Genomic DNA, 17,065 nt, shown 5'->3' with positions numbered 1-17,065 from the left:
TTAGGTTGTTAGTCTGTCGAATGGTATGAGAAAAAGTCTTATACTCTAGATGAACATAAGAATGGTATTAGAAGATAGTATTATTAAAATGTTTTTGGGTTAATGTTAATCTAAATATATTAGATATATACTATATTCTCTTAATAATTTACTTTTATCGGTTCTTGCAAGTAATTGAGTGAATAAAAAAATCCTTCTCACGAGATAAATGTGAGAAGGATTTTTTGAATGAGTTATATGCTCTGATTACTGAACTGTATCATCTTTTGGTAATTCTTCATAACCCATATTCCATAAAGTAAATGCGAGTAAATCTGTGTACTCTTCAATTACTTTTTCTGTAGGTCTACCAGCTCCATGTCCCGCATTTGTATCAATACGAATAAGAACAGGCGTATTACCAGAATGGTATTCTTGCAAACGAGCAGCATATTTGAATGAGTGCGCAGGAACTACTCTATCATCGTGATCTGCTGTTGTAACCAATGTCGCAGGATAGTCAATGCCTTCTTTGATGCTATGGTAAGGTGAATATTTATGTAAATACTCAAACATCTCTTTACTGTCTTCAGATGTTCCATAATCGTAAGCCCATCCTGCACCAGCAGTGAATTTATGGTAACGAAGCATATCCATTACACCCACACCTGGTAATGCTACTTTGAATAGATCAGGTCTTTGGTTGGCTACAGCACCTACAAGTAATCCACCATTTGATCTACCATTGATTGCTAGTTTACGCTCGGAAGTGTAACCTGTTTTGATTAGGTATTCAGCAGCGGCAATGAAGTCATCAAATACATTTTGTTTATTCATTTTAGTACCTGCAGAATGCCACTTCTCACCATATTCTCCGCCACCTCTTAGGTTGGCTACGGCATAGACTCCGCCTTTTTCTAAGAATACCAACATTGCAGTGTTGAAACGAGGAGTGATACTGATATTGAACCCTCCGTATCCATAAAGAATAGTAGGATTCTCTCCATTAAGCTCAACTCCTTTTTTGTAGGTGATGATCATAGGAATTTTAGTACCATCTTTTGACGTATAGAATACTTGCTTTGATTCAAATGCTTCAGAATCGAAATCAACTGTAGGCTTTTTGTATAGCTCAGACGTACCTTTTGTTGGCTCGTATTTGAAAATTGTAGAAGGGTAAGTGTAAGAAGTAAAGGTGTAGTAAACTTCTTTATCTTCTTTAGAACCCCAGAAACCGCTAGCAGAACCCACTCCTGGTAGTGCAATTTCTTGTAATTGTTTTCCTTTAGTATCGTAAGCATATACTTTTGATACAGCATCCTCTAAGTATTTAGCATAAAATACCCCTCCAGAAGTAGATACGTTCAATACATTTTCAGACTCAGGAATAACATCAACCCAATTAGAAGGTGCTACTTTACTGAAGTCAGTAGTAACTAATCGGTTATTTGGTGCATCAAGGTTTGTTTCAATAAATAGCTTGCTACCTTCATTGTAAACAACAGAATGCTCATTGTCGAAGTTATTTACAACATTGATGATTGGCTGATTTGGTTTGCTGATATCTTGAATATAAAGTTCATTACCAGAAGTACGGATAGCCGCAGAAATCACAAGATAGTTATTGTCTTCTGTTACAGACCCTGAAATGTATCTTCTAGGAGTTTCTTCACCTCCAAAGATCAGTTTATCTTCTGCTTTAGCAGTACCAAGTTTGTGGAAGTAAAGTTTGTGCTGTTGTGTCAAACCAGAAAGTTCAGAACCTTCTTTTGGCTTGTCGTAACTGCTGTAGTAAAAACCTTCTTGTCCTTTCCAGCTTACACCAGAAAACTTTACATCTACTAGTGTATCTTCCATTACTTTCATAGATGAAGCATCCATGATAATGATTTTACGCCAGTCAGAACCACCTTCAGAGATTTGATAAGTACAAAGGCTTCCATCTGTACTGAAACTTAAACCAGCCAATGAAGTTGTTCCGTCTTCTGAGAAGTTGTTAGGGTCAAGGAATACCTCAGGAGTGTCACCATCTTTTTTGAAACGGTAAAGAACACTTTGCGCTTGCAAACCATCATTTTTGTAGAAATATGTATATTCTCCACGTTTGAATGGCGCTGAAATCTTTTCGTAATTCCAAAGGTGAGTCATTCGTTTCTTGATCGCATCACGATATGGAATTTGATCTAAGTAGTCAAATGTGACTTTATTTTCAGCTTTAACCCATGCCTTTGTTTCTTCAGACATGTCATCTTCTAACCATCTGTAAGGATCGCTTACTTCTGTACCAAAGTAATCTTCTTTTACTGTGAGATCTTTCCTTGTTTCAGGGTATTCAATTGTTGAAACGGTGTCTTGTTCCGTTTTTTGACAGGAAGTTATAGACATGATACCCAACAAAAGAGCTACTCCTTTGGAAGTGTGTTTCATATGATAGAGTGTTATAAAATTGAATTGATTAGTCGTAATGGTATTCAATTTAAAAATAAACAGACAAAATTGAAATATATTCAGAACCTCTTGATTGTAATTGCGTTGAACCCATACGAGTAACTTTAGAACCTAACACAGAATACATATTATGCTGTTTTCTATGATTGGATTAATGTCATGGCAAACACTTTACTTATTGTATAGACGTTAGATAATATGACGAATATCTAGGTGCGAAGTCACATAAGCTAAAAACAAATAACAGAAGAGAATAGGTCTATGATAGCCTTTGACGAAAAACTAAACCAATCAACAGATCAAGAGAGTGTAGAAATAGCCAGAGCTAGAGTTGATGAGCTAGCAGAAAAAGCTTGGCGATTACGAGGTACTGATAGAAAAAAGGCAGCCGAATATGCAGAAGAAGCAAGGTTATTAGCTATTGCTAATGGATATGAAAAAGGTGAGGCTATAGCAAGAATGTGGCTTGCTTTTGTTAAGCAGCTGCAGTTTTCGAACACTTCATATGCCATCCAAGAATTAAAATATGCATATAATATATTAGAACACTCCGGAGATCAACACAACTTTTCAAGATGTTTGACGCTTCATGGAGTTATGTATTGGGGAATTGGAGAGCATGAAAAAGCATTTTCATATGTTTTGAAGGCTTACGATTTGAATAAAAATGCAGCTATACCGAGTGACCGAGCTTGGGTAAACTATCTATTGGGTTCTTTTTATGATGAATTAAAAGATCAAGAGCAGGCATTTCAGCACTATGAAGCGGCTTTGAAGGACTTTGAAATCTTAGGGGATACGATGGGTATTTGTTCATCTACAATCGGGATGGGGCATTTAGCCATGTTAGGTAAAGACTATGAAAGAGCACTTATTCTACATCGTCGCGCTTTAAATATTAGCGAAGAGCAAAAAGATAAGAACTCCAATGCAAGAGCTAAACATGAAATTGGAGAAGTCTACAGAGCGATGTCTCAAAGTGAAGAGGCTTTATCTTGGTATATGGAAGCTCTTCAGCAGAGAGAAGAATTAAATAATAAGCAAGGTGTTGTAACGACTCAAACGGCATTGGGCGAGTTGTTTTTTGAAATTAGAGAGTATGAAAATGCTACGCAATTTCTAAATCTAGCAGTGAAAAATGCGGAATCAATAGATGCAAAAGTCAAGCAATTACGAGCACTCAAGATTTTAGCTGAAACCTATAAAAGTAATGAAGCTCCTTGGGAAGCCGTAGAAACATATGAGCAGTATCTACAAGTAAAATCAGACTTACAAGGTGAAGAGGTTGAGGCACAACTCAAAAAGATGCGCTCTAACTTTGAACTAGAAAAAGCACAACAAGAGTCAGAAATTCATAGACTAAAAAATGTAGAACTGAAAGAGGCAAATCATCAGGTTGAGCTACAAAAACATAAAATGGTACAAAGTATAAGATACGCTGAACGCATTCAGTCTTCAATGCTTCCGTCTTTGAGTAGTTTAGACGAATACCTCAATGAAGTTCAAGTACTTTTTCGCCCGAGAGATATTGTTAGTGGAGACTTTTATTGGTGGAATCATATAAATGGAAGTACGATCATTGCTGCAATAGATTGTACAGGACATGGAGTACCCGGAGCATTTATGTCTATGATTGCCAATGCTCTATTACAACAAGCAGTTTTAGAGCAAAAATTGACTTCTCCATCAGCAATCTTACAGTTTTTACACGAAGGAGTAAGGCGAGCTTTGAAGCAAGATGAAACGGATAATCGTGATGGAATGGATGTGTCTTTAATAACGATTAATCATAGAGAACAAACGTTACATTTTGCAGGAGCAAAGAATCCATTATTGTATTTCCAAGAAGGCGAAATGCATGTGATAAAAGGTGGTCTGCATGCAGTAGGAGGTCAGCAGAAAGAAACGGAGCGCTCATTTGAAGAGCATATGATTTCGTTAAAGAAGCCTACTCATATTTATCTTTTCTCAGATGGTTATCAAGATCAATTCGGAGGACCAGAAGGTCGTAAATTCTTACGAAAAAGATTCCGTTCGTTATTGAGAGAGATACATTTGCTCCCGATGGATGAGCAGTTTAAGATACTTCAATCTTCGCTAGAAAATTGGATGCAAGGTTACCATCAGACAGATGATATTTTATTGATTGGGTTAAGCCTATAAAATGATAACATTGCATATCATATATTAAAATTCAGTCAAGCTTCTTTCCTCTTTGATACTCGAATTTGATCGGTTCAGTAAGAAAAAAGAGTAGCTTGATTGAATACCCTCTAATATTGACTTGAAAAATTTACTTACAAAGTACCTACTGATAGCCCATTCAAATCAGTAGGAAATCCAAGTCAATCAAATCATGCAAATCAACTTAGCAATTAAAAAATGGCTTTGTTCATTTTCTTACATTTTCACCTTTCTACTTGGTAGTTGCGGCCTTTTTGAATACACACCCTACGACATCAATCTTGAAGAAGATGAAAAAGACTCAAACCGAAAAAATATTGAACGTTTAGCTAAATATGAACTTCAAACAAATGGGAGTGATGGTGTCGTGAAGTTTGCTTTTATAGCAGATAATCAAAATTACTTTGCAGAGTTGGAAAAGGGAATCGAGGATGTGAATGAACAAGACTCTATTGATTTCATATTAAATGGAGGAGATTTCACAGAGTTTGGACTTCCGAGCGAGTATGAAGCATCTTTTTCTATTTATGAAAGAGCACAAAGTCCATTCATGACAGTCATAGGGAATCATGACTATCTTGGTGTAGGACAACCGATGTTCAAAGAGATGTATGGTGCATTCAATGAAAGCTTCATTTTCAGAAGAGTAAAATTTATCCTATTAGATACCAATTCCCTCGAAAACCAATTTAATGGTAAAGTACCAGATGTAGCTTGGTTGAGTAAAGAAATGAGCCCATCTGAGGACTTCGATCAAATTGTAATCATTTGTCATGTAGGGATTTTCCCAGAAGAAAATGCTTTAGATCAGAACCTTTATCCAGAGTTGGATAAGCTCATAAGTGAAACTCCAAGTGTCTTAGCGGTAATCCATGGACATAGCCATAATTACATAGTCAGATATCCTTACAGTAATGAATCGGTACCGAGCATACAGGTAAATGCTATGCTAAATAATGAGTATACCATTTTCTGGATAGAAGATGGACAAATCAAATGGGAACGCAAGAAGGTATAAGACATGAAGCTAATAAAGGGAATATTGCTAGTAGTACTTTTAGCATTTACGAAAGTGACTGTAGTCGCTCAGCAAAGTACAGAAATTGCACCTGATTCAACTAGAAATAAATGGATACCTGATTACGCTTATATGCAGTTTGCAGGAGGACAAGGATTATTAAGTTTAGGGGCTGGGTATAAGCTTGGTAAACGAGAACGTGGTTATTTGGATTTAGGTTATGGATTTGTTCCCTCTGGAGTAAGAGGAAGAGCTAAGAATATTGTCAATCTAAAATATTCAACTTGGTTGGTTCATCCTATTCAGATTAAGCCAAATATGAGTTTAGAATTACTCGGTCTTGGCTTAGCTAGTAGTTGGTATTTTGGTCCAGAACACACAAGTCTCAAAGAAGGATATCCCGAAGGTTATTATTGGTTTAGTCATGCCACCGACTTACGTTTTTCTGTCGGGGCAAGGTATAATTATGACTTTTGTGAGAAACACTTGATAAAAAGAGTCACGCTTTATGGCGATTTAGGAAGAACAATTCTTTATTCCGTAAATCAATTTAAGAACCCTGAAATGCTTTTTAATCATTTCGTGAATGCGAGTGTAGGAGTGTTGTTACATTTTGACTGATGATATAAAAAAGAAGGGCAGCTTAAAATAAGCTGCCCTCTTGTAAGTGATAAGGTGTGTGTATTATCTGTTAAAATCCTCCTCTATAACGATAAGTCTCAGAGACTTTCTTGATAGCTACAATATAAGATGCAATACGAAGGGATACGTCATACTCTTGTGCGGTACGGTACACTCTCTCGAATGCTTCTTTCATAATACGGTCACTTCTTCTGTTCACACGCTCACGAGTCCATTTGTACCCGAGACGGTTTTGAACCCATTCGAAGTATGATACAGTAACACCTCCTGCATTTGCAAGAATATCTGGTGCCACTACAATTCCTTTTTCATTCAAAAACTTATCTGCGCGAGCTCCAGTTGGACCGTTTGCTCCTTCTACGATAAGTTTTGCTTGAATTTGATCAGCATTATGGTAAGTAATAACATCTTCTTTGGCTGCAGGAACCAATACATCAACTTTAGATGTGATTAGTTCTTCGTTAGTGATTTTTTCACCACCTGTGAAGCCTTCCAAAGTGCCATTTGCCTGACGATAATGGATCGCATTCTTAATATCTAATCCTCTTTCATTCCAGTAAGCTCCAGTGTGATCAGAGATTCCTAGGATGCGTAGACCTCTTTCTTCAAGAAGCATAGCAGCGTGACTACCTACGTTTCCAAATCCTTGGACAGCACAAGTTGCTTGCGTTGGTTTGATGCCCATTTTTTCAAGGGCAACCATAGCTGAAACCATAACGCCACGACCTGTAGCTTCCACACGACCAAGGGAGCCTCCAAGTACTAGAGGTTTACCTGTTACAACGTCGTTGATTGTTCTACCACGTGATTTAGAGTATTCATCCATCATCCATGCCATTTCCCTTGGGCCAGTACCCATATCTGGAGCAGGAATGTCGATGTCTGGACCTAAAACTTCATTGAGAGCAGAAGTATAGGCTCTTGTCAAACGCTCAAGTTCGCCTTCAGACATTGTCCAAGGTTCACATTTCACGCCCCCTTTAGCTCCTCCGTAAGGAATGTCCACAACGGCACATTTCCATGTCATCCAAGCAGCTAATGCTTTTACCTCATCAAGGTTCACGTGTGGGTCAAATCTAACCCCTCCTTTTGATGGTCCAAGGATATTTGAGTGAATCACTCGGTAGCCTTCAAAGACTTCCTTTCTACCATCATCCATAGTAATAGGCAAGGAGACAATAACCTGTTTAGATGGGCTTTTTAAAACTCCATACGTTTCATCGTCAAGACCAAGCTTCTCGGCCGCGATATTGAAACGCTCCATCATTGATTCAAATGGATTTTCTTTGTCCTTAATTGGTGCAGGTTCGATGTAAGCCATAGACAAAAAATTATCAAGTAATGTAGACTCGGTTTTTTGTTTCGTTAATTATTGGTGTTAATTACACACTTATTGATGCAAATGTATATCTTTCAAATGAATCTTCAAGAGATAGTACAAAATATTTTTACTTTTTCTCCTAGAAATTCTTTTTCAAGATGAAAAGAGATTCAAGTTTTAGTGTGTTAAGTTTTTGATTTTAAGTGGTTTTTGGGTTTTGTTTATTCTTCGTTTCTGATGTTGATTAATTTATCAGAAATTCATGTTTCTTCCTGATCCTTTTTCATGACTGAACGAATAATAAGCCACTTTTGAGGTCGAAGTGTAAAACTTGAACTTAATTTTCGACCTTCAGAAATGATCAAGATACGATCATCATTCCACTGAGAGGTTGAGCGGTGAATCACTTCTTTAGACTCCAAGTTTTGGAAGTTCATTTCTTGTACTTGAACCGAATCTGCATATTTTTTCAGTTTAGTTTCTGCAAAACGAAGTTTGTCATCCAAGGCTTCAATTATACTGACTTGATCTTCGAATAATAAAATATCTGCATGTTTTTGAGGTATAGAAGTTGGTTGGTTTTCTAAAAGAAAGGCATTGTCCCAACGTAGATTTCCATCTCGATCAAATCCGCAAGCAATAAGCTGTTTGTACCTTATTTCACTAGGGAAAACCTGTTCTGTGAGTAACCCAAGATCATGATACATTTTTGCATCTACATTTCTGTTGTATAATGACGAATTATACATTCCTAAAGGAACAGTGTACTGAAGAGCCATTGTAGAAGCTGTATTGTTGTATGGAAAAGCATTAGGATGAAATTGTGTAGTTCTGCTTGGGCGGTTGAGTTCTACTTCTTCAGCAACTAATACAACTTGATCATCATCAAACTTCAGATCATAGAGATAAAAGTTATGGCGGAGTGGGTGAATCTTCCCTTTCTTTCTTTTTGAATCAATTTTTTTAGCGAGTCGATTTCTACGTTTTTCAGATAAGTGTTGATAGAAGTTTTTGAAATACCCGAAGTCGTAAAACTTCATATCTTCAAACTGACCTTCTTCACTGAAATTTAGCGAGTAAATTCCTTGAACTTGCTTACTACTTTTTAAACCGTAAGTACCAAGCACAACAAGTTTATGTTCTTTATTCAGAAATGGACGGAAGGTATGAAGGTTATAGTCTTCGGTATCTTCTAACCAAAAGTTATTTTGAAGTCTACCATCTTCCCAATAGGTGTTGAAATGAATACCAGGCTTCAATCCTTGAGTGGTTTTACTGACTACCGTAAAGCTATGTACTTCGGGATGGTAGCTAATCTCAACTAGTTTTGCCTTCAATTGATGTAGAGAAGGTAGTATGCTTTTCTTATGAAGTTTGGTGTCAAAAATGATAGCAGTAGGATGTCCTTGATCATGCCCTCCTATGATGATATGATTTTTGAGTGCTACAAAATGAGTAGGATTCACTCGTTCAATATTATCAAATGCGTATTCATTAATTCGACCTTGTTCTGTATCAATTTCAAAGACTAAGAAGTCATCTTTAGAATTTTGGGCCAATAGATAGGCTTTATCTTCATAAAGGGTTTCACCAATGAGTTCATAGTGTCTATGAATGCTAAGATTACGAGTCCATTTTACTTCAAGGTCTAGGTCATAAAATTGGCAAATGACTGGTAGGTGCTTTCCTGGTCGCTTATTGCCTTCGCGTAAAACCAATAATCCTTTAGAAGGAAATTCAAGTGTCTGATAACTAGAAAAATCTTTGGAATTGATATCTAGTTGGATCGATTTTTCAGACCAAGTTTGACCACTCACCAAGGTAGGAATATAAAAAGCGAGAAGAGTCATGACGAAAACGAAGTACGAAGTTCTCATAGTTGAAATGGGTTAGTCAATGATGCAGCTTTAGAGTGTACAATAAGATAGATGAGAAGAAAATGAATTGCAAATGCAACCTTTTCTGTCAGAATTCAGAATAATGTGGCTTAGGAAGGTATTTGAGCTAGTTTTTTAGCTAAAATTTTCAATGGATTTATTTGAGAATAAAAACAAAAAAATGAAAGTTTGTTTTTAAATATTGAAATCAAATACCTATACTACAAGTTGGTAGGAATTGAATTCAATTCTCATCTTGTTTGATGTACACATTTTTAGAACTCAGCTAAAGAGTGACTGAATTAGAGAATTCTAAGAATAGTGATGGTTGGACTTCATTATATTTCATTGGTATGTTTGAAATTGCTGGATTATTAGTTTTAGGATTTTTTGCACAGTGGTTAGCTTGGCGTATCAAGGTACCAGCCATTTTACCCCTTATTATTGTGGGATTAGTATTTGGTCCTATTTCATCGTTGTTCACTCCTACGGGAGAAAAGTTGATTGATGGAGATCGAATATTTCAAGGAGAAAGATTATTTGATGTTGTTTCAATATCGGTGGGGCTTATACTTTTTGAAGGAGGACTTACTTTGAAATTTAAAGAAGTAAAGTCTTTAGCGACAGTGGTTCGAAATATGATTTTTTATGGCTCAGTCGTCACTCTTATCGGAGGGGCTTTGGCTGTTCATAATATCATGGGCTTTAGTTATCAAATAGCATTTCTGTTTGGGGCATTAATCATTGTAACAGGGCCAACTGTAATAGGTCCAATTTTGAGAAATGTAAAACCTAATGACAAGATTAGTACAATCTTGAAATGGGAAGGTATTCTTATAGACCCAGTAGGAGCTTTGATAGCGATTCTTATCTATGAATTTATTGTTTCAGGAAAGCCAAATGAGTACTTCACGCTTTTTGCATTGAAGACCTTTGCAACGACTGTAGTTGCCGGAGTATTTGTAGGAGGTTTATTTGCTTGGTTTTTATATAAAATTCTCACCAATAAACTATTGCCATATTATCTGAGAAATACTGTTGTTCTCGGGATTGTAATTATGGCTTTTGCTTTAGCTGATATTCTTCATGCTGAATCTGGATTATTGGCAGTGACTATTCTTGGAATGATACTCGCCAATCTAAAAATAGAAGGTTTAAAAGAAATACTTTCTTTTAAAGCAGATGTGGTTTTGATTCTGATTTCATTCCTTTTCGTAATGCTTTCTTCGAGGATGGATATGGCTGATTTGGAGAAGTTGATGAACTGGGAAAGCTTACTACTATTTTTAGTAATTGTTTTAGTCCTTAGACCTTTGGTCGTATTCCTCAGTGCCATCAAATCTGAATTGAATTTAAGAGAGAAAATCTTTATTTCTTTTATCTGTCCTAGAGGTATTGTTGCGGCAGGGGTAGCCTCAATTTTCACAGTAAAAATGGTGGATTTGGCAGGTCAGGCTGGGCTTTCTCCAAAGATTGTTGAAGATGCTCAAATGCTTTTACCTCTTACTTTTATGACTATTGTTGGTACTGTAATTATTCAAGGATTATTAGCCAAACAAGTAGCCAATGCATTGGGCGTAACTAGAAAGAAACCAAATGGTATTCTGTTTTTGGGTGCGGGAGAAACAGCTCGAACAATTGCTAAATACTTAAAAGGAAAAGGAATTCCTGTGATGCTTGGTGATACAGCAAAGTCAAATGTGAATGAATGTAGAACTTCTTGGTTACCTGTTTATGAGGGAAGTTTATTCTCTGATGAAGGTTTAGAAGAAATGGATTTTTCAAAGTTTGGGAAGCTTTTCGCGATGACTTCAAATACAGATATAAATGTATTAGGAAATCGGATCATTGGAAAAGAAATTGGCGATGGAAATGTTTATAGGTTAGCATCGAAGAGAGAATTAGAAATTACCAATCTAGAAAATCCGAAGAACTTATTATTTCATGGTAAGTATGATTTCATTTCGCTGACACAGGCATTCCGTCGTAGAACAAAAATTCAAGAAGTGGGGGTGAATACTCAAGAAGACTTGGAGAAAATACTAGAAGAAAAATCGGATAGTATCATACCACTTTTAATTGTTCATGAAAAAAATGCCTTTCCAGTTACAGAAGACCTAGTAGAGATCAAAGAAGGTTCAACCTTAGCATTTTTACCAAGAGTTTAGCGATGGTATACGGTGTTAAGAGGTGTTATAAAACGTTGCTTATATAAAGTTAATTATGTTAAAAGACTTGTTCCTGCTCGAATAGGATAATAATTATGTTCGATAAACTGTATGGATTACGGTGAGGGGTAAAGTCTCGTGTTCCAAATGTATGAATAGATGAAAAGCATTTCGATAGATTTTGGGAATACTTTTGGGAAAGTAGGCTTATTTGATGGGGACGTTCTTGTAGATGTGAAGTCACGTTTGGATGATCAAACGATATTAAACTATATTATTGAAAAGCAGCCCGATTGGGTTGTGGTTTCAAACGTAGGAAAAGACAAAACAGTACTATATGAAAGTATTCAATCAAAGGCGGCTCTTCTAGTTTTTAATCATCAGACACCTTTACCTATCCAAAATCTTTACGGTAGTCCAGAAACTCTAGGACTTGACCGTTTAGCCGCAGTTATCGGGGCTCAGCAATTATTTCCAAGTGAGAATCTTATTGTTATTGATGCAGGAACATGTATCACATTTGATGTTTTATTGCATTCTCCTTCCCGATATGTAGGAGGGGCAATTTCTCCCGGTCTTAATATGCGTTTCAAAGCTCTTCATGAATTTACTGCTCGCTTACCTTTAGTTACTGTTAGCGATGAGTCACCCATTTGGGGAAATACGACCCAATCTTGCATAGAAGCAGGTGTTGTAACGGGATTAAGGGCTGAAATTGAGGGCACAATTGATAAATACAGTGAAGAGTTCGGAAAATTAAAGCCTATCTTGTGCGGAGGAGACGCAGAATTCTTTGAATATAAGTTAAATCCTCCCATCTTTGCAGACTACAATTTGGTCCTACGAGGATTAAATGCAATACTTCAGGATTATGTTGAAACAACTTAGTTACGTATCACTTTTTTTATGCCTTCTGTTTGCTCGTGAAGGAGCTGCTCAGATTGGAAATTCTCCATACACTACATTAGGTTATGGACGTTCATTTGAGCCGATGAGTATTCGGAATATAGCAATGGGAGGTGTAGGTGTCAGTTTAGGACACCCAGGTATGGCAAATACCTTAAACCCTGCTTTGTTAACTTATAATAGACTAACACTTTTTGAGGCTGGCTACTTCGTAGAAGGTAAATGGCTAGACCAAAAAACAGAAAGTGGGAATACTCGTCGCGAAACTGAGTTTAACGGTAACTTTACTTATTTACACTTTGCTGTTCCTGTAAGTAAAAAGTTATCAATGTCTGCAAGTTTGCGTCCTGCATCTTCATTAAACTACCGTTTTTCAAATTTATCACCAGTAGAGTCTGGCTCAGGTAACGGAGGAGTTCCTTCTGAATTATTCTATTTGACAGAGAATAGTGGAAAGGGTGGGATTACTCAAGCATCTTTGGCTGCGGGTTACTCTATAATAAAAGGTTTGTCTATTGGTATCGATGCATCGTACAACTTTGGTGTACAAGAAGACAGATTCTCATCTGTGATTGTAACATCAGGCGGTGGTTCAGTCATTGATGGAGGCAGATCGGAATACGAAGCGGTACAACTTGCAAGATTGAACCAAACAGGTTGGTCTTTCCAACCGGGTATTTACTATGCTTATGATTTTGGAGGAAATCCAGAACAAAATAGACCTAATAACCGAAGAATTTCTATTGGTGCTACTTACCAATTTGAAGCACCATTAAAGCAAGAAGGAGATATTATTACTTCTTTACAAAACCAAAGTGGTATCACAATCGGTACAGCCGATACTATTCCTTATCCATCTTCAGCAGATTTGGAAATTCCTAGCCGCTATACAGTAGGAGTTAGTTATGAAATAATAGGAAAATTAGCTCTTGCATTTGACTACTCGAGACAGAATTTTGATAAATTTGTTTATCCATTAGATCCGTCTCAACAATATAGAGATAGCCAAAGATTCAGTGCCGGAATGGAATATACACCAGACATTCTTTCTGCAACGAATTACTGGAAACGTATCACTTGGAGAGCTGGTTTAAGATATGAAGAACTACCAAACCAAATTGAGTTTGAAGGCAATACAGAAACACTAACAGACGTAAGCTTGAATGGTGGTTTTTCAATGCCAATCGGATTTTCTAATGTCACACTTACAGGTACTTGGGGGCGAATTAAACCAAGTAATGATAGGTTGGTAACAGAAAACTATTGGCGAGTTTATTTGGCATTGACAATCAATGACCAATGGTTCAGAAGAATTAGGGTTAACTAAATCTACTATACAATACGATCAAACTATGAAACGATTAGGTAGTGTATTTTTACTTATGATGACTTGTGCGGTAAGCCTTTTCGCACAAACAACTGACATCGTAGTCAAAGAAAAAGAGGGCTGTGATGAGAAAGGTTGGTGTTGGGGTGCTGACATCGACGCAACTAAAAGCAAATGGACATTCTTCTCTGATGAGGTTAAAGCAAAAAGCTACGCAAGTGCTGAGGCAAACTACTTGTGGTTATTAGAAAATGTTCCTTACATCAACAAAGGTTTGTACGTATATGGTGAAAAAATGTACAAAGCTTTGGTAAAAGCTGAACAAAAAGCGAAAGGTGATAAGGTAACTTACTACGAAGACCAATTGTTAGCTTTGTACGATTACCGTGCAGCTTATTATCCGAAGTCTAAGAACTCAATGCTAAACAAGAAAGGTCTTGTATATATGCCATATATCAAAGACCGTGGAGAAATGGACTGGAAAAATGTTTATGATTTCTATAACTCAGTTATTGAGGCAAACGGAAACAAAACATATTATCCAAATATCCAATTCTTCTTCTCTTCTGTAGCTAAATTGGGTAAAGATATTCCTGTTTACAGACAAAAGATCGAGAACAAGGAAAAGAAAATCCCTGCTATCGAGCAAAACATCGAGAACTTCAAGAAAGCTGATCAACCAACTGCTGAATTCGAAAAGCAATTGGAAGCTGTAAAAGCTGAAATCGCTGAAATTGAAGCTGAGCGTGATGCAAGTCCTTACAACGAAGAGTGGGTATTGGATGAGTATGACAGAATCTCTGCAATCTTGAACTACCAGTTGGAGAATGCTAAAAATGAGAAAGCTGCTGCTCCAGTAAGAAAAGTACAGTCTTTCGCTGACCAAACTTTGAACCAAATTGTTCAAATTGACTGTGACTTCGTGACTCAGAAATTGGCTCCGAAATTCAAAGCTGATCCTACTGATGGTAAATTGGCAGAGAAAATGTTCGGTTACATGTTGAAATTCAAGTGTCGTGAAGACAATCCTGAGTTGTTCTTGGAGTCTGCTGTTGCATTCTACAACTACAAGCCACAACAAGTAACAGCTACTTTGATTGCTACACAGTACGCAAACGAAGATAAATTAGCGGAGTCTGAAGAGTGGTATACTAAAGCTCTTGAGTTGAGTGGTGACGATGTAGCTAAACAAGCAGCTGTAAGAATGTCTCAAGCTAGACTTTACTACAAACAAGGTAAGAAGTCAGCTGCTCGTGAGGCTGCGAAAAAAGCTGCTGAATTAGATCAAGCAACTGCTGCAGATGCATACTCTTTCATTGGTGATATGTACATGGGTAGCGGTCAAGAATATATCGATCCTTCAGATGCAGTAAAAACTCGTTTCTGTTACTTGGCTGCATACGATATGTATGCTAAAGCTGGTAACTCAAAGAAAATGGCTGCAGCTAAGAAGCAATTCCCTTCTAAAGTAGATGTATTTACATTGGCATCTAAATACAAAGAAGGTAGCTCTTACTCTGTAGGTGGTTGGATTGGTGGTACTACTACACTACGTATCCGTCCAGAATAATCTGCAAGGGTGTAAATTATGATATAAAAACGAGCATCTTTTCCATATAAAAGATGCTCGTTTTTTATTTATATTCATTTGATGCGACAAAGATGAAAGTGTGCTATTCGGTGAGAAATATGGTTTAATGAAAAAAAAATCTTATATTCTAAAACTAAAACGAATGGTAATTGCCTTTTATCTTTACATACAGGGCGTTTTTGAGGACGATAAAAAACGTTAAGAGCTGTATTTTTTTACCATCAAATATTTAATTTTGAAGAGGTTAAGACTCATAGTATTCCCAAGGAATGTCCATGAGATCAACTCAGAAAAAATTCGGTCTAGAACTAATCAATAGAGCTTTGAAAAAGACAATCCTATTCGTTACGGCTTTAGTCGGTTTATTCGCTTGTAGTGAAAGCCGCAAAGCTAATAATGAAGTCATAGAGTTGGGAGACAATGTTCCTGAATCTACTTCATGGAATGTAGAAACACTCTACAATGAAAATGAGGAGCTGCAAATGCGTATGCAAGCAAGAGCTCAATATTCATATGCAACAGGTAACAGACGCTATCCTGAAGGAATCAAGATCATTACTTATACTCCGGAAGGAGACGTAGAGTCGACTATGATTGCAGATAGTGCTCTCTATATTTCTGACAGTAGCCTTTACATTGCTTATAGCAATGTAGTTTTGGTGGACGAAGTAAAGGAGCAAACTTTGGAAACAGATACACTAAATTACTTTGAGAAAACTGGTGATATTACGACAGATGCTCGAGTGAAAATCATTAAAGATGGTGAAATCACTACGGGTAAAGGTATGAGAGCCAATCGTTCTGATCCAGATGATTATGAGTTGTTAGATATTGAGGGTACGGTTTACATTGATGAGGACGAATAAGAATCTAACTTAATCTCAAAAGTATTTAGATAAGATATTAAAGTGTCTGAGAGCCAAAGCATATGGTTTTCTCAGACACTTTTTTTATAAGCGCATTAAAACACACTATTAACACGATAACCTAATATAAAGATGAAAATTGTAAATTTTAAAATCAGTCCTAGAGGGCAACTTTCAGAGTTGTTATTAAAAAATGGAATAACAGACTTTCATGAGGCGATTGCTTGTGTAAAACAGATGCCATATGGCATTCTTTCAGAAAAACAGGAGTTAGCAGATTTACTCACTGAGAAAAAAGGAAACTGTAGCGCAAAACATGCTTTTCTAACGGAGCTTGCCAAAGAACAAGGCTATGAAAATAAGGTATTTTTAGTGTTGGGCTTTTACAAAATGAATGCTGAAAATACTCCAGAGGTTAAAAAGTATATTGAAAAATCGGGTCTAGATTATTTACCTGAAGCACATTGCTACTTATTTTCTGAAGGGAAGCGGTATGATTTTACGGGAGGTGGTATGAGTTTTGAAAAAATAGCTGATACACTGATGTATGAAAGAGCTTTTCCTCATGACAAAGCAGTAAAGTGGAAAGATCTCTATCACCAAGATTTTGTGAAACAATGGTTGAAAAATGCAGAATTGGGCGCTGATTGGGATTTTGATAAAATTTGGGCACTTCGAGAGGAATGTCTTTCGGCTTTTGAAAGAGCTTAGTGTGCAGTAGATATATTACTGCACACT

At 36.8% G+C, this 17,065-nt stretch carries 12 protein-coding genes; 9 read left to right on the top strand and 3 right to left on the bottom strand.

Annotated features, from left to right (window positions below; translation table 11 throughout):
- Positions 1-246: 246 nt before the first annotated feature.
- Positions 247-2,406, bottom strand: a complete 2,160-nt coding sequence (locus BC781_RS24355; protein ID WP_109622969.1) for a prolyl oligopeptidase family serine peptidase — start codon at positions 2,404-2,406, stop codon at positions 247-249.
- Positions 2,407-2,688: 282 nt separating this feature from the next.
- Here BC781_RS24355 and BC781_RS24350 point away from each other — a divergent pair, with 282 nt between their 5' ends.
- The 3 genes from BC781_RS24350 (at position 2,689) to BC781_RS24340 (ending at position 6,250) form a co-directional block, all read left to right on the top strand.
- Positions 2,689-4,590, top strand: a complete 1,902-nt coding sequence (locus tag BC781_RS24350; protein WP_109622967.1) for a tetratricopeptide repeat protein — start codon at positions 2,689-2,691, stop codon at positions 4,588-4,590.
- A gap of 193 nt (positions 4,591-4,783) precedes the next feature.
- Complete coding sequence (locus BC781_RS24345; protein WP_109622964.1) at positions 4,784-5,629, top strand: metallophosphoesterase family protein; 846 nt, start codon at positions 4,784-4,786, stop codon at positions 5,627-5,629.
- A 3-nt stretch (positions 5,630-5,632) separates the two neighbouring features.
- Positions 5,633-6,250: a hypothetical protein gene (locus BC781_RS24340; RefSeq protein ID WP_109622962.1), complete on the top strand. Its 618-nt coding sequence runs from the start codon at positions 5,633-5,635 to the stop codon at positions 6,248-6,250.
- Between the two features lie 70 nt (positions 6,251-6,320).
- Here the strand turns inward: BC781_RS24340 and BC781_RS24335 are convergent, their stop codons facing one another.
- Together BC781_RS24335 and BC781_RS24330 are read right to left on the bottom strand one after the other, a co-directional pair.
- The gene (locus BC781_RS24335; RefSeq protein WP_109622960.1) at positions 6,321-7,592 is read right to left on the bottom strand and encodes a Glu/Leu/Phe/Val family dehydrogenase; all 1,272 of its coding nucleotides are present in this window, start codon (positions 7,590-7,592) and stop codon (positions 6,321-6,323) included.
- A gap of 260 nt (positions 7,593-7,852) precedes the next feature.
- Entirely contained in the window at positions 7,853-9,469 is a 1,617-nt protein-coding gene (locus BC781_RS24330) for a hypothetical protein (RefSeq protein WP_109622958.1), read from the bottom strand.
- 293 nt (positions 9,470-9,762) lie between these two features.
- Between BC781_RS24330 and BC781_RS24325 the strand changes: the two genes are divergently transcribed.
- The 6 genes from BC781_RS24325 (at position 9,763) to BC781_RS24300 (ending at position 17,038) form a co-directional block, all read left to right on the top strand.
- Complete coding sequence (locus BC781_RS24325; protein WP_245935662.1) at positions 9,763-11,637, top strand: cation:proton antiporter; 1,875 nt, start codon at positions 9,763-9,765, stop codon at positions 11,635-11,637.
- A gap of 159 nt (positions 11,638-11,796) precedes the next feature.
- Positions 11,797-12,525 (top strand): type III pantothenate kinase, encoded by a 729-nt coding sequence (locus tag BC781_RS24320; RefSeq protein WP_109622956.1) that lies wholly within the window; start codon positions 11,797-11,799, stop codon positions 12,523-12,525.
- Entirely contained in the window at positions 12,509-13,870 is a 1,362-nt protein-coding gene (locus BC781_RS24315) for an OmpP1/FadL family transporter (RefSeq protein WP_158281577.1), read from the top strand. Before BC781_RS24320 ends, BC781_RS24315 begins: the two co-directional genes overlap by 17 nt.
- 25 nt (positions 13,871-13,895) lie before the next feature.
- Positions 13,896-15,440, top strand: a complete 1,545-nt coding sequence (locus BC781_RS24310; protein ID WP_146201776.1) for a hypothetical protein — start codon at positions 13,896-13,898, stop codon at positions 15,438-15,440.
- Positions 15,441-15,730: 290 nt separating this feature from the next.
- On the top strand, positions 15,731-16,327 hold the full coding sequence (lptC, locus tag BC781_RS24305) for an LPS export ABC transporter periplasmic protein LptC (protein WP_109622950.1): 597 nt from the start codon (positions 15,731-15,733) through the stop codon (positions 16,325-16,327).
- A gap of 132 nt (positions 16,328-16,459) precedes the next feature.
- On the top strand, positions 16,460-17,038 hold the full coding sequence (locus tag BC781_RS24300) for a hypothetical protein (protein ID WP_109622948.1): 579 nt from the start codon (positions 16,460-16,462) through the stop codon (positions 17,036-17,038).
- The last annotated feature ends 27 nt before the right edge of the window (positions 17,039-17,065 follow it).

This window comes from Sediminitomix flava, assembly GCF_003149185.1.
In the GTDB taxonomy this organism is placed as follows: Bacteria; Bacteroidota; Bacteroidia; order Cytophagales; family Flammeovirgaceae; genus Sediminitomix; species Sediminitomix flava.
This window is presented reverse-complemented; position numbering and strand designations above follow the sequence as displayed.